This window comes from Mesorhizobium sp. M7A.F.Ca.US.011.01.1.1, from assembly GCF_003998295.1.
Lineage (GTDB): Bacteria > Pseudomonadota > Alphaproteobacteria > Rhizobiales > Rhizobiaceae > Mesorhizobium.
Map to the genome: position 1 here is coordinate 50014 of NZ_RZRT01000021.1, position 14082 is coordinate 64095.

At 63.4% G+C, this 14082-nt stretch carries 13 protein-coding genes; 9 read left to right on the forward strand and 4 right to left on the reverse strand.

Going from position 1 to position 14082, the window contains the following annotated elements:
* The first annotated feature begins 7 nt into the window (after window positions 1–7).
* Window positions 8–466 (forward strand): hypothetical protein, encoded by a 459-nt coding sequence (locus tag EOA13_RS19825; RefSeq protein ID WP_127295174.1) that lies wholly within the window; start codon window positions 8–10, stop codon window positions 464–466.
* A gap of 13 nt (window positions 467–479) precedes the next feature.
* Here EOA13_RS19825 and EOA13_RS19830 read toward each other — a convergent pair whose 3' ends face one another.
* On the reverse strand, window positions 480–2012 hold the full coding sequence (locus EOA13_RS19830) for an HWE histidine kinase domain-containing protein (protein WP_127295176.1): 1533 nt from the start codon (window positions 2010–2012) through the stop codon (window positions 480–482).
* A 149-nt stretch (window positions 2013–2161) separates the two neighbouring features.
* Between EOA13_RS19830 and EOA13_RS19835 the strand changes: the two genes are divergently transcribed.
* On the forward strand, window positions 2162–2362 hold the full coding sequence (locus EOA13_RS19835) for a hypothetical protein (RefSeq protein WP_127295178.1): 201 nt from the start codon (window positions 2162–2164) through the stop codon (window positions 2360–2362).
* A 29-nt stretch (window positions 2363–2391) separates the two neighbouring features.
* Here the strand turns inward: EOA13_RS19835 and EOA13_RS19840 are convergent, their stop codons facing one another.
* Entirely contained in the window at window positions 2392–3312 is a 921-nt protein-coding gene (locus EOA13_RS19840; RefSeq protein WP_127295180.1) for a diacylglycerol kinase family protein, read from the reverse strand.
* A 254-nt stretch (window positions 3313–3566) separates the two neighbouring features.
* On the opposite strand from EOA13_RS19840, the gene EOA13_RS19845 reads away from it, so the two are divergent.
* On the forward strand, window positions 3567–4904 hold the full coding sequence (locus tag EOA13_RS19845) for a PRC-barrel domain-containing protein (protein WP_127295182.1): 1338 nt from the start codon (window positions 3567–3569) through the stop codon (window positions 4902–4904).
* A gap of 48 nt (window positions 4905–4952) precedes the next feature.
* Here EOA13_RS19845 and EOA13_RS19850 read toward each other — a convergent pair whose 3' ends face one another.
* The gene (locus EOA13_RS19850; protein ID WP_127295184.1) at window positions 4953–6524 is read right to left on the reverse strand and encodes an alkaline phosphatase family protein; all 1572 of its coding nucleotides are present in this window, start codon (window positions 6522–6524) and stop codon (window positions 4953–4955) included.
* 224 nt (window positions 6525–6748) lie between these two features.
* Between EOA13_RS19850 and EOA13_RS19855 the strand changes: the two genes are divergently transcribed.
* The 6 genes from EOA13_RS19855 (at window position 6749) to EOA13_RS19880 (ending at window position 11833) form a co-directional block, all read left to right on the forward strand.
* Complete coding sequence (locus EOA13_RS19855) at window positions 6749–7681, forward strand: VOC family protein (RefSeq protein ID WP_127295186.1); 933 nt, start codon at window positions 6749–6751, stop codon at window positions 7679–7681.
* Window positions 7682–7685: 4 nt separating this feature from the next.
* Window positions 7686–8306, forward strand: coding sequence for an alpha/beta hydrolase (locus EOA13_RS19860; RefSeq protein WP_127295188.1), 621 nt, complete (start codon window positions 7686–7688; stop codon window positions 8304–8306).
* Between the two features lie 2 nt (window positions 8307–8308).
* Window positions 8309–8608, forward strand: a complete 300-nt coding sequence (locus EOA13_RS19865) for a GNAT family N-acetyltransferase (protein WP_013529296.1) — start codon at window positions 8309–8311, stop codon at window positions 8606–8608.
* A 143-nt stretch (window positions 8609–8751) separates the two neighbouring features.
* On the forward strand, window positions 8752–9810 hold the full coding sequence (locus EOA13_RS19870) for a dipeptidase (protein ID WP_127295190.1): 1059 nt from the start codon (window positions 8752–8754) through the stop codon (window positions 9808–9810).
* Between the two features lie 89 nt (window positions 9811–9899).
* On the forward strand, window positions 9900–11210 hold the full coding sequence (locus EOA13_RS19875; RefSeq protein ID WP_127295192.1) for a flavin monoamine oxidase family protein: 1311 nt from the start codon (window positions 9900–9902) through the stop codon (window positions 11208–11210).
* A 212-nt stretch (window positions 11211–11422) separates the two neighbouring features.
* The gene (locus EOA13_RS19880; RefSeq protein ID WP_127295194.1) at window positions 11423–11833 is read left to right on the forward strand and encodes a hypothetical protein; all 411 of its coding nucleotides are present in this window, start codon (window positions 11423–11425) and stop codon (window positions 11831–11833) included.
* A gap of 111 nt (window positions 11834–11944) precedes the next feature.
* Here the strand turns inward: EOA13_RS19880 and EOA13_RS19885 are convergent, their stop codons facing one another.
* Complete coding sequence (locus EOA13_RS19885; protein WP_164780189.1) at window positions 11945–14032, reverse strand: ATP-binding protein; 2088 nt, start codon at window positions 14030–14032, stop codon at window positions 11945–11947.
* Between the last annotated feature and the right edge of the window lie 50 nt (window positions 14033–14082).

Genomic DNA, 14082 nt, shown 5'->3' on the forward strand with positions numbered 1-14082 from the left:
GCTTCGGATGGGAATGCTGGCAACCCTGATCTCGGGTCTCGCCTCGGGGGAGACCGTGGCCGCCATATACCGGGCGCGCACGGCGGCAATCGTCTATGTGATCGCCATGGCCGCCGCACTTTGCGGTCTCGGCTTTCTTGTCGGGGCCGCCTATATCTGGACGGCGATGCGCTATGGGCCGCTTGCCGCGGCACTGGGGTTCGGCGTCGGTTTTCTGGTGCTTGCCGGGGTTGTCCTGCTGGTCTACCGGATATCGGCAGGCTCGCGCGCCCGGCGCCGGGCGCAGCGCCGCAATGCCGACATGAAGGCGATCGGCATCACCGCCGCACTCGCCGTGCTGCCGAGCCTGCTTAAGGGAAAAGGCGGTCTCGGCGTCATTCTGGGGCCGGCCGTGGCCCTCGCGGCCTACGCCATCTACCGCGAGAATGTGAAATCCGACGATCCGGACGAGAGCGAGCGGAGATAGAGCTGTCGGGAGGTCACTTCGACAGATCTTCCAGGGGCATCGATATTTCGGCAAATACGCCTTCCGGCCGGAATTCATGGGTCACTTCGCTGGAAATGACCTTGGCAAGGCTGCGGCGAATGAGGATCGAGCCGAAGCCGTGCCGATCCGGCGGAGCGACTTGCGGGCCGCCGCTTTCACGCCAGGTCAGCACAAGACGCCGGGCATCCCTCCTGCCTTGCGTCCTCCAGCCGAGGTCGACCCTGCCTGACGGCACCGACAGCGAGCCATATTTCAGCGCGTTGCTGGCGAGTTCATGCAGGATCAGGCCAAGCCCGATGGCCTGGTCGGGCGACAGCAGCAGGTCGTCGCCGGAGATCGTCATGCGCGGCTGCTCGGCCGTTTCGAAAGGTTTGACCTCGATTTGGACGAGTTCACTGATGCCGATGCCACGCCACTCGCGGTCCGACAACAGATTGTGGGCGATGCCCAAGGCCTGAAGCCTGGCGCCGAAGGCCTCGAGGAACTGGCTTGGCTGGCGGGCGTGGCGCACGGTCTGGGTTGCCAGCGCCTGGACGGTCGCCAAAGTGTTCTTGACGCGATGGTTGAGCTCACGCAGCAGCAGCCGTTGCCGTTCGTCGCCGAGCTTGCGCTCGGAGATGTCGTAGTTGACGCCGAAGATCAACGTCGGCTTGCCGTCGCCGTCACGCTCGATCACACGGCCGCGCGTGGCGAGCCAGCGCGGCGGATGAAAGCCCTTCACCCGGTATTCGCCGAAATAGTCGTCGCTGCCGGTCAGGGCGTCGCGAAAGCGGGTTTCGGTCTGGTAGACGTCACGCGGATCGATGGCGGCGAGGATGTCACGTGCGCGCAGCCGGTTGGAGCGCGGCAGGCTGAACAGCTCCGACATCAATGTGTCGCATTCGATGATATCGGTGCGGATGTCCCATGCCCAACTGGCGAGCGACGCCGCATCGAGTGCGATAGCGCGTCGTTTTTCCTCGCGCACCAGTGCGGCCTCGGCGATCGCGCCGCTGCGGGTTGCATCCTTGAGGGTGAACAGGCTGGCGGCGAGGCTGGCGAGCGCCTTCAACTGGTCGAGCTCGGCGCGGGATGGAAAACCATGCGGCTCGCGGTCGAGCACGCACAGAGTACCGATGCGGGCACCTGCCACGATCATCGGCGCGCCGGCATAGAAGCGGACATGATGTTTTCCGGTGACCAGCCGGTTGGTCTTGAAACGGGGGTCCGTCGTTGCATCCACGACCACCATCGGCTCGTCGCCGGCGGAAATCGCATGGGCGCAAAACGAGACGTCGGTCGCCGTTTCGGTCTCGTCAAGGCCGAAGCAGGATTTGAACCACTGCCGTTCGAGGTCGACGAGTGTGACCAGGGCCATCGGCGCCTGCATCACCGCCGCGGCAAGGCTGCTGACCCGGTCGAAATCGGGGTCAGGCGCCGTATCCAGCATCTCCAACCCGTGCAGCACGGCCAACCGGTCAACATCCTTGACTGCGCGCGCAACTTCGGCCGGCAGATCGGGTGCTGTTTGCGTCTTGCCAGTCACCCCAATTGCCTCGTCCCGGTCTTCGACGTCGCATGCTTGCACTGGTGCAAGGCCAGGGCGCTTTTCCGGAACCATCCTAGCGAGGAACCGTTACCCGACCATGATTTGCCGAGCGCGCCAGTTGGTGCAGTATGAGACAGGGATCGAGCATGGCCAAGATCATTCCAGAAAACAAGGCGCGGCAGGGGCGATGGGGCTGGCATGGATTTCGAATCCTGATCGCCGCATTGCTTTTGGTGTTTGCCGCGTGGGGCGTTGCCGAGATCTATGGTGTGTTGATCAAGGCGCCAACCAGCGATGAACAGCATGTCCCCACACCTAGCACCACCGAGCAGGCTCCTGCTGGTTAAAGCCGGTTTGTTCGTTGCAACGCATCGCATCAGGCGGCTCTCGATTGGGCCGCGCTCGCCGGCACCAGTACATTCAGCGCGCCAGGCTGGATTTCGATTACCGTTTCACGGTCAAGCCTGACCAATTCGCCGTCCATCACAGCGCGAAACTTGCGGCTGCTCGAATGGATTTTCAGCACCGTTCTGTTCGTCTGGTGGATTTCGACATGTTCGTTGTCGCGCCATTTGCCGCGCGCCACGTTGAAGAAGAACTTGACCAGTTCGGCGCGCTGCTTCGCCACCGTGACATAGACACCAAGCACGCCGCCCGCCGGATTGTCGGCGTAGGGCAAATGGCCTTCGCCGAACAAATTGTTGGTGACGCCGATGCCGGTGATGCGGGCCGCCATTTCGGCTTCGCCGATGCTGAGCGTCACATTCATCGCAGGTGGATTGTTGATCGTCGCCCAAGCCGCCTTGGCCGAGGCGCGGATCTTTCCCAACCGCGAACCGAACTCCATCTTCTGGCGCAGTTGCACCATTTTCGCATGCATGCCGATCGAGAACTGATGTATGAAAGGTTGGCCATTGGCCGTCGCCACGTCGACCGCGATGATTTCGCCGTCGGCGAAGGATTTCAGCGCCCCATCGAGCGACTGCGGGATGCCCAGCCCGCGTGCGAACAGGTTCATGGTGCCGGCCGGTAATATGGCAAGCGCCTTCTTCGTGCCCATCAACCGGGCGGCCGCGGCGGAAATGGTTCCGTCGCCGCCACCCGCCAGCACGATATCGACCGAGCGACGCGAAGCCGCGCTGTCGAGCGTTTCCACCACGTCCTTGCCGGCGACAATATCGATGCTGAGCGAGTGACCGGCCGTCTCCAGCGTCTGATGCATCCTGTCGGAAAAGGCAGCTAGGTCGGTGGTGCGCAAAGTGCCGCCATCCCGGTTCAGCACCGCTGCGAATTTCATGCCCCGCTCCACCGTGTCAACTAAAAGCGGCCGGGACACACCCAGCCTATGGCTGAAACGCGGCGGCGGCGGAAAGGTTCCCCTGCTGCGGGGTGGCTGCCCGGCGGCGCGATCATTTCTGTGGTTCCGATTCCCGGACAGCAGCGGTTTTGTCGGAACAACAGACTGGTCACAACGTTGTGAACCTGTAGATGCCGCGTCCGACTTTCCGGCGAAGACGCGGCGCATGAGATCAGGCACGAGGAGAGACTATCATGATCCGCAATCTTTTAGCCACCACCGCACTCGCAACGCTGATCGCCACCGGCGCTTATGCGCAGAGTGCGACGACCCCAGCGCCGGCGCAGAGCCCAGCCGTTCAGGAGTCAGGCGCCGCTACGCTCCGCGCAGAGGGCAGCATCGTCACCAACATCATCGGTGAGTCCGTCTACAACGGCACCGGTGATGACGCCGAGAACATCGGCAAGGTCAGCGACGTCGTCTTCGACAAGGATGGGCAGGCGAAATCCGTTGTCATCGACGTCGGCGGTTTTCTGGGCGTCGGCGCCAAGAGCGTCGCCTTCGACTACGGTAAGCTGCAGTGGGCCGAAAAGAATGGCGACCGCTGGCTGGTAGCCCAGACGACCAAGGACGAGCTGACGGCACAGGCAGAATTCGACAGCAAGCCCTACGCGCCGGCCCCGGCGCCTGCCGCATCGACCGACGCGACAGCACCGACGGCACCCGCTACGACGGATACGGCACAAAAGCCGGCCGACATGAACGCCGCACCGGCGGAACCGGTGAAGCGCGCGGATGGTAACCTTGCCACCAACATCATCGGTGAAAATGTCTATAACGGCACCGGCGACGACGCGCAGAATATCGGCGACGTCAACGACATCGTGCTGACCAAGGAAGGCAAGGCCGAGTCCCTTGTCATCGGCGTTGGTGGTTTCCTTGGTCTCGGCGCCAAGAACGTCACCTATGACTTCTCCAAGGCGCAGTGGGCCGAGAAGAATGGCGACCGTTGGCTGGTCGCCCAGACCACCAAGGAAGAGCTGCAGGCGCAGCCGGATTTCGACCGCAAGGCGTATGATCCGGCGCCGGCAACGACGGCTTCAAATGCGCCTGCGGCCACCGCTCCGGCAGCTCTGCCCTCTGACACCACGGCTCCTGCTGTCGCTCCGGCAGACAAGACCGCCGAAGCTCCGGCAGCGACGGCCCCTGACGCCTCGGCTCCCGACCAGACACAGACTGCCGCCATCGACAAGTCGACGTTGACCGAGATGCCGGTCGGCGAGATTCGTGCCGATGACCTGAAGGGCACGACTGTCTACGGCGCCAACGACGCCAGGGTCGGCGAGATCGGCGATGTCGTGCTTGCGCCCGACAAGAAGGCCGACGCGGTGATCGTCGACGTCGGCGGCTTCCTCGGCATTGGCGAGAAGGAAGTCGCGGTCGGCATGGATAATCTCAAATTCATGACCGACAAGGACGGCAACAAATACCTGTACACGACCTTCACCAAGGAACAGCTCGAGGCTCAAACCGCCTATGACAAGGGCAGCTATGCCGAACAGCGCGATCAGCAGCGCATGATCGTAAGGTAATTCTGTTCAGCCAAATGAAGCCCGCGCTGGCAACGGCGCGGGCTTTATTTATGTGTGGCCAGGTGGCAGGCCAGCGGCATGGCCGACTAGGCCGTTCTCGGTCAATTCGGCCAGTGCCAACGACTGGTCGAGATGTTCGGCCCGCCAGGCGAGCAGCCGTTCGGCGAATTCCAGGCGCACGGTCAGATGACTGGGGTCGGCCGCGAGATTGTCCAGCTCGCCCGGATCGTTTTCCAGATCGAACAGCAGCGGCGGCAGGTTGCCGCCGAAATGCACATACTTGAAATGTTCCGTGCGGATAACGGCGAGGTTGCATTGGCGTGCGGCGATGCCGAAATGGTTTTCGGCCTCGCCCGCGGCAATCGAGCGGAAGTCAAACTCCCAATGCGCGGCATCGCGCCACGCCGCAGGGGTTTCTCCGCTCAGGAACGGCTTCAGCGAGGCGCCGTCGAGATGCGGCGCGGGCTTTTCGCCGAGCAGGTCGAGAAGCGTCGGCAAAATGTCGACCGCTTCGGTGAAGCTGTCGACACTGCCGCCGGCCGCCTTGCCGTGGCGCGGATCGCGAATGATCAGCGGAATGTGATAGCTGCCGTCGAAATAGCCGCCCTTGCCCAGCATGAAATGGTCGCCCATCATCTCGGCATGGTCCGAGGTCAGCACGATGATGGTGTCGTCCCACGCGCCTGCGGCCTTAACCGCTTGCCAGACGCGACCGAGCCGCGCGTCGACCTCGGAAATCATGCCGTAATAGATCGCGCGGATGCGGCGAAAATCGTCTTCGCTCCAGTCGAGCACCTTGCCTCTGGCGTCTGGGCGGAATTTTATCTGTTTCTGCCGGCCGAGATCATAGGCAAGGTAGGGATGGTTTCCCGCCTCTTCCTGCCAGCTTGCCGCGCGCCGGAAGGCCGCGCCGTCAGCCGGATCGTACATTGTATTGTAGGGCTCCGGCACAATGAAGGGCGGGTGCGGGCTGATGAAGGAAAGATGCGCGAACCACGGCGTGGCGTGCTCCTGTTCGCCGAGCCAACGCGTGAATTCGCCGGTGAGGAAGGCCGCCGGGGTTTGTTGCCCGCAGTAGACGGGCGGCGCGTTGCTGATGGTGGTCCCGGCCACGCCGTCGGCCAGCGGACGGTGGATGTCGGGGGACCCGGCGCTGGCGTCGACACCTTGCAGCTCCAGCCAGGATAGCCATTGCTTCTGGTGCTCCGGCAGCAACTGGCGCACCGTAAAGCCGGGCAGCACGCCTTCATAGCTTTGCAGCCGCGGATCGCCCGGCGCCAGCAGGCGCGGATCGAGCGAGACGTCGGTGTAGCCGAACAGCGTCGGATCATAGCCCAGAGCGCGAGCCGAGAGCGCGATGTTGCCGTGGCGGGCGTCGAGCGGCGTGCCGTTGCGGCAGACGCGGTTGTTCATCTGGTAGAGACCGGTGTAGAGGCAGGCGCGGGCGGGCGAGCAGGGCGCCGCGCCGCCATAGTGCCGCTTGAACAGCACACCCTCCGCGGCCAAAGCGTCGGCATTCGGCGTCTGCACGACCGGATGACCGGCTGCGGACAGACAATCGCCACGCCACTGATCGCATGTGATCAGGAGAATGTTGGGCCGCCTGGCTTTTCCAGTCACTCACGATACCTTTGTCGCGGGAGGTCGAACGCCGTTCATGGAAACGAATTCTGGCCACGGCGCAAGTCTGACCTGCGAGCCAATTGGTGAACAAACTTCGTTTCATCGTTCACTTTTACGACACAGTCCATTCTGTGTTTGCCGCCTTTGCGTAAACTGCTCTGGTCCTCATATTGGCGTAGACAGCGGCGAGGGCCGCACATGCACAAGGAAGGAGCAAGACAATGCTCGACCAGATCAAGGGCCTGCATCACGTCACGTCGATGGCCAGGGATGCCCGCCAGAACAACGATTTCTTCACCAGGAAACTCGGCCAGCGCCGGGTCAAGAAGACTGTCAATTTCGACGCGCCCGACGTCTATCATCTCTATTATGGCAATGAGACCGGCACGCCGGGTTCGGTGATGACCTATTTCCCTTTCCCCGACATCGGCAAGGGCCGGCATGGCGTCGGCGAAGTCGGAACCACCGTCTACTCGGTGCCGGAAGGCACGCTTGCCTATTGGGAAAAACGTTTTGCCGATGAGGGCGTCACCGGCCTCTCGCGCGAAGAGACCTTCGGCGAGAAGCGCCTTGCTTTTGCCGGACCGGATGGTGACGGCTTCGCGCTGGTCGAGGGCAAGGGCGACGGCAGAGCGCCCTGGGCGAAAGGCGGTGTTCCGGTCGACCAGGCGATCCGCGGTTTCCATTCGGTATCGCTCAGGCTGAAGGATGGCGGCGCCACTGAGGAGCTGCTGAAGTTCATGGGCTATGAGGAAGTCGACAAGTCCGGCAATCTCAGGCGGCTGGCGGTGAAGAACGGCAATGGCGCCGATGTTATCGACATCGAGTCGTTGCCGAGCACGGCCTTTGCCGATCTCGGTGCCGGCTCCGTCCATCACGTCGCCTTCGCGGTCGAGAACCGCGCCAGGCAGCTCGAAGTGCGCAAGGCGTTGATGGACACCGGCTATGGGGTGACGCCGGTGATCGATCGCGACTACTTCTGGGCGATCTATTTCCGCACACCGGGTGGCGTGCTGTTCGAAGTCGCCACCAACGAGCCGGGTTTCGATCGCGACGAGGATACCGCTCATCTGGGCGAAGCGCTGAAGCTGCCGTCGCAGCACCAGCACCTGCGGCCGTATCTTGAACAGCATCTGCAGAGCCTGGAAGGCTGAGGCCATGAGCAAGGACGCTTACATCCACAAGCTGCTGCCCGGTTCGCCGGGCGGTCCATTGCTGTTCGTCTTCCATGGCACTGGGGCCGATGAGAACCAGCTTCTGTCGCTGGGGCGCGATCTCGCGCCCCAGGCAACCATCGTCTCGCCGCGTGGCGATGTATCGGAACAGGGTGCCGCGCGCTTCTTTCGCCGCACCGGCGAGGGCGTCTACGATATGGACGATCTGGCGCGGGCGACGGACAAGGTGGCGGGCTTCGTCAAGGCCCATGTCGAAGCAGCGAAGCCGTCATCCCTGCTGGGTCTCGGCTATTCCAACGGCGCCAATGTCCTGGCCTCGGTGGTGTTCGCGGTTCCAGCGCTGTTCGACGCGTCGGTGCTGATGCATCCGCTGATCCCGTTCGAGCCGCAGGTCAAGGGCAGCCTCGCCGGCCGCCATATCCTGATGACCGCCGGCAAGCGCGACCCGATCTGTCCGCCGAACCTGACCACGCGGCTCGAGGCCTATTTGCGTGCCGACGGCGCCGATGTCACAGTGGAATGGCACGATGGCGGGCACGAGGTGCGGCCAAACGAGATCGAGGCGGCACGGCGGTTCTTTGCCGATGCTGCCCAAGGAGCATAGCGATGCCTGACCAACTGCCTGAGATCGAACTTGAGGATCGCGGTTCCAAGGGCCGCTATGTCCTGCGTGGACCCGATGGCGCCGAGGCCGAGATGACCTTCACCAAGATCGGTGAGCACCAGATCATCATCGACCACACCGAAGTGCCGGACGTCTTTCGCGGCCAGGGTGCCGGGCTTCGGCTCGTCACCCGCGCCGTCGAGGATGCGCGTGCGGCAGGCAAGAAGATCATCCCGCTCTGCCCGTTCGCCAACGCCCAGTTCCGCCGCCATCAGGAATGGGCCGACGTGCTGAAGCGGTAGGGATTTCGTTGCTTGGAAACGGCGCGGCAAGCGGCTGCCATCCTGCCGGGGCGGCTTTGGCATTTGCGCGGGTGGCGCATCCTGCCTAAGTAGATAGGATATATCCTAGCCGCCGCGCCGACAAACGAACCGAATGATCCCCAATGACCGAAACCGATCTCGTTCCCGTCTTCGACGGCCACAACGATACGTTGCTCAGACTCTATCAGTCGAAAGACACGGACGTCGAAAAACTGTTCATCGAGGGGAAATCGGGCGGCCATATCGACCTGCCACGCGCGAAAGCCGGCGGCTTCGCCGGGGGCATGTTCGCCATCTTTCCGCCGCCTGTCGAGAAATCCAGGCGCGGCGCCGTGCCCCTGGCGCCGAGCGTCGCCGAACCGCTGCCGCCCGAGGTTCCACGCAACGAGGCGCTGACCTCGACCATCGCCATGGCCTCGATCCTGTTCAGGCTGGAACGGGCCGGAGCGCTCACCGTCTGCCGTAGCGCCGGCGATGTGCGCAATGCCATGGCGCAAGGTTCGATCGCCGCGGTGTTCCACATCGAAGGGGTCGAGGCGATCGATCCCGAGCTCACCATGCTCGACGTGCTGCATGAAGCCGGCCTGCGCTCGCTCGGCATCGTCTGGAGCCGTCCGAACGCCTTTGGCCACGGCGTGCCGTTCCGCTTCCCGTCCTCACCCGACACCGGCCCCGGGCTGACCGATGCCGGCAAGGCGCTGGTCAAGGCCTGCAACCAGTTGAAGATCATGATCGATCTCTCGCATCTCAACGAGAAGGGCTTTCGCGATGTCGCGGCGCTCAGCGATGCGCCGCTGGTCGCGACCCATTCCAACGTGCACGCGATCTGCGGCCATTCGCGCAACTTGACCGACTGGCAGCTCGGCGCGATCCGCGAAACCGGCGGCATGGTCGGGCTGAACTTCGCAACCGGCTTCCTGCGCGAGGATGGTCGCATGAATGCCGACACAAGCCTCGACATCATGGTGCGGCATATCGATTCGCTGCTGCAGGCGCTGGGTGAGGACGGCGTTGGTCTTGGCTCCGATTTCGACGGCGCCATGATCCCGGCCGTCATCGGGGATGTCGCCGGCCTGCCGAAGCTGATCGATGCATTGGCGGCACGCGGTTTCGGCCGCGCACTGATCGAAAAAATCGCCTATCGCAACTGGCTCAATATGCTCGAGAAAACGATAGGTTAGAGACAAGCCTGCGGCATGGCGTGTGCGGCCCGCCGGCATATGTCGACAAGGACATACTTCGTCTGTGGAAGCCGGATGCGATTGGGTGGATGCTGAAGACCTTCACGGATGAGGGCGGCGAATTCGAGCGAACCGATGTCGTCATCGTCGGTGCGGGTTTCACGGGCCTGTCGGCGGCGCTCGAGATGAAGAAGGCCGACATCGATTTCATCCTGCTCGAAGCACGCGACCGCGTCGGCGGACGCGTCGAGTCCCGACTGAACGGACTTGGCGAACGGATCGATAGTGGCGGCCAGTTCCTGTGCGAGGACATGCCGGAATTGATGGCGCTGATCGAGGCGGGCGGCAAGACGCTGGTTGAGACCTATGTCGATGGCGATTTCATCACCCAGCCGACGATGTCCGTACAAAGAGCAGAGCGGATCTATGACGCGGCAATGGCAATCCGCGAGCGCATGAACGGGATCGATCCGGACGACGTCTCGATTGCCGGACTGACCGTTGCCGACTGGCTTGCCCGCCAGCGCGATTCAGCCGATGCCAGGGCCGTCTTCCGATCGATGATCGAAGGTCTCTGGTGCATGGCGCTGGATCGGATTCCTCTCTGGTATCTGATCGACAATGACCGACGGGTCACCAACGAGGTGCCGGAGCTGCAATATTTCGTGCGCGAAACCATGCATTCACTGGCCGACGATCTGGCCCGCGACCTTGGCGATCGGTTGCGGCTCAGCGAGCCCGTCACGCGCATCGAGCACAGTTCGCAAGGTGTTCTTGTCGTTTCGGCCGGGGGTGCCATCGAGGCGCGCGCGGTTCTGGTTGCCGTCCCCCCGGCGACGGTGACGGAGCTCGCCTTTGTCCCTGCCTTGCCGGCTGGACTGGGGCGGGCGCTCGGCGCCTGGAAAAGCGGCGCGGCTATCAAGATCCTGGTGCGCTATGCCAAACCGTTTTGGCGCGGGCGGGATTTGAACGGCATGGTGATGTGGCTCGATCCGCCGGGACTGTTTGCCTGCGACGCCGGCAAGGATGTGGAGCATGCCGCGCTCGTCGTGTTCGTCGGCGGGCCGCTCGCGCTGCGCTGGCGCGACCTCGGCGAGGCGGAACTGCGTGCGGAGGTGACCGGCCGGTTGGAGGCAGCCCTTGGCCCTGATGCCGGTGATGTCATCGATTTCAGTTTGCGTGACTGGACAGGAGATCGCTGGAGCGGCGGCGCGTACAGCGATCTTGTTGTCGATGTTACAGCGACAGACGCCGAGCGAACGATCCTTGCCGGCGCACCGCCGGTGTATCTCGCCTGTTCAGAACTCTCGCCGTCGTTTCCAGGGTATGTCGAGGGCGCCATCATTGCCGGGCGTATCGCCGCGCACAAGATCATTGCCGAGATTCAGGCTCCGGGCTGAGTCTGATCTTTTCCGAAAAACTGTTCGGCAAGATCGGGTCAGGTTGCGCCTCGAGCCCGCGTGCCGTCGAGGCTATGCCCGATTTTGCCCGACTTCGCCCGAAATGCTGTTTCGAACTCGTTACAGTCCCAGTCCTTCGCCACCCCATCGTCGTTACAAAGTGCGGATAAGTTCATTTCACCGCCAAAAGAAACTCAGCGAAGGGGAAGGCAATGCATGCGAAAATCCAGACGATCCGCGGCGAGAGCCGCCTTCAGGCTCCAGAGCGCAATGACCGCCGTCCGAAACTGGCGCTGCGCCAGCGGGCCAGCGACCACCCCATGGCGATGTTCATGGTGCTGGCTGCTTGCGCCTTCGTCGGCATGGCGTTCACGCCGACAATCGGGCCGGCCTTCGCTTCGTTGAATCCGCCGTCCAATCTCATCGACGGCGCGCAGACGACGACCAGGACCGCGCGTCTGCCGGTGCCGGTGACCGACTTCGCCTGCAAGGGCCAGGCATGGGGTGCCGAGAGTATCGATTGCCTGCGCGCCATCGCCGAACAGTCCGGAACACACAAGAGCCGCGCCGTCCGCATGATCGCCAATGCCGCACCCTTGGCCGATACGCCGAATATTTTCTGATTTTGTCGAAGCATGATCCGAAACCGTTCCCGCTTTGGGATCATGCTCTGGACTCCCCGAGCGCTCCCTCCAGTGCGCTCTTCTTCGGCCCCCGCCCCCGGGGCCTCTTCTTTATCCTTTCAAGACCGCCTGTTCGGCAATGGCGGACAGCACACTGCGCACATCCAGCGTGCTGAACGGCTTTTCCAGGATTTGCGGCCGCTGCTGTGCCGGCAGCGCCTCGATTTCGGCTTTCGCACCGATCAGGTCGCCTGTGACCAGCACGAAACGCCGCGCCAGATCAGGCTTTTCGGCGAGCAACTCGCGATAGATCGATATGCCGCTGACGCCGGGCATGCGCAGGTCCGAAAAGACGATGTCCGGCGGCATGTGGCCGCTCAAAGTGGCGGCGGCCGATTCCCAGACCGGCACGATCCGCGACTTGATGCCCATCAGTTCGAGAATGTCGGAGAGCGAGCCGGCGACATCCGGCTCGTCGTCGATGATCAAGGCATGGCGCAGGCCGCTCGATCGCGGCTGGTTGTCGCCGGCGGTGGCGAGGCCGGCCACGATGGCCGGCAGCTGGACGACGAAACGCGCGCCTCTCGGGAGCACTTCCTCGAACCAGACATTGCCATTGTGCCGCTCGATGATCGATTTCGAGATCGACAGGCCGATGCCGGTGCCGACGCCGACCGGCTTGGTGGTGAAATAGGATTCGAAGATGCGGCCGCGGATCGTTTCCGGCACGCCGGGCCCGTTGTCCTCGACCGAGAAGCAGGGATGACCGCGGTCGCTGCGGAACGTCCGCACCTTGATCAGCCGGTCGCCGGCAATGCCGGCCAAAGCGTGCTGGCTGTTGATGAGGAAATTGGCCGCCACCTGCGTCACATGGTCGGCGTCGGCCATGGCCAGCAGCGGGCCGGCGGCGAAATCGGTGTCGATGGTGATGCCGCTCGAGCGCGCGCCATAGGCGGTCACTTCGAGTGCCGACCGGATCACCTGGTTGAGGTCGGTCTCGGCTTGTGCCGCGGGATGGAGGCGGACCATCGACAGGAAGCTCTTGACGATGCGGCCGCAGCGCTCGGCGGCCGCACGGACTTTCTCGGCGCGCACCTTGGTCTGCGGGTCGGAGGCAAATTCGTGCAGCAGCGTCGATTGCGCCACCACCACGGCCAGCGGGTTGTTGAGCTCGTGCGAGACGCCGGCCAGCAACGAACCCATCGCCGCCATCTTCTCGTTCTGGTGCAGCTTCTCGCGCTGCCGGCCGATCTCCTCCTCGGCGCGCAATTTGTCGCGCAGGTCGCGGATGGAGCCGAAGATCAGGCGGCGGTCGGCAACCCGCATCTCGGTCGCCGTCAGCTCGATCGGGAACACTTCGCCGGCGGCATTCTGGGTCACCGTCTCGAGCCGCTGGCCGACCATCGGCGCACCGCGGCCGGACATGTATTCGGCCCCCGAAGCATAGCCCTTGCGGTAGTAGATCGGCACGATCGTATCGAGCAGGTCCTTTCCGAGGATGTCGCTGCGCTGGAAGCCGAACATCTTCTCGGCAGCCGGATTGAATTCGATGATCGAGCCGGTCTCGTCGATGACGACGATGGCGTCGAGCGAGGCCTGCAGCATGGTGCGGCGAATGACCTCGCTGGCGTGGGCGTCCGAGGGCGAGCGCTCGATGGCGTCGCCGATGGCCAGCGCGATGATATGCAGCGCCGCCTCTTCCTCGTCCGTCCATGCACGCTCGTTGACGCAGTCATTGACCGCCAGCGTGCCCCAGAGATGGCCATGCGCGAAGACCGAGACCGAGAGGAACGATTTGATGTTCTGCTTCTCGAAATCGGTCCTCAGGAAGCCTTGGAGATCGCGCGTATGGCCGGCGAAGATCTTGCCTTGCCGTTCGTCCTCGGCAAGCCGCTCCAGCAGGGGGTCGGAATTGACGATCGATTGCATGATGACGGTTGGCGACGCCAGTTCGCCGCCGAAAAGAGGGTCGATCCAATAGGCGGCGACGGATTGGGCGAAGCCCTGGCCGGGCAGTTCGCGCAAGCGAAACAGGATGCCGCGCTGGCAATCCATGGCCCGGCAGAGCGTTTCCAGTATGCCGTCCATCTCGCGCTGCCAGTCGCCGGCCTCGCGAAGCCGGCGAACCACGCGCACGGCCGCCATCGCCGCGCCCTGCCTGAACCCTTGCATATCGGTGCTTGCTGCTTCAGCGATCATCTTGTGCCGTCATTCCGGAGTCGCGCCAATTCGGAGTCGTGCCTATTCCG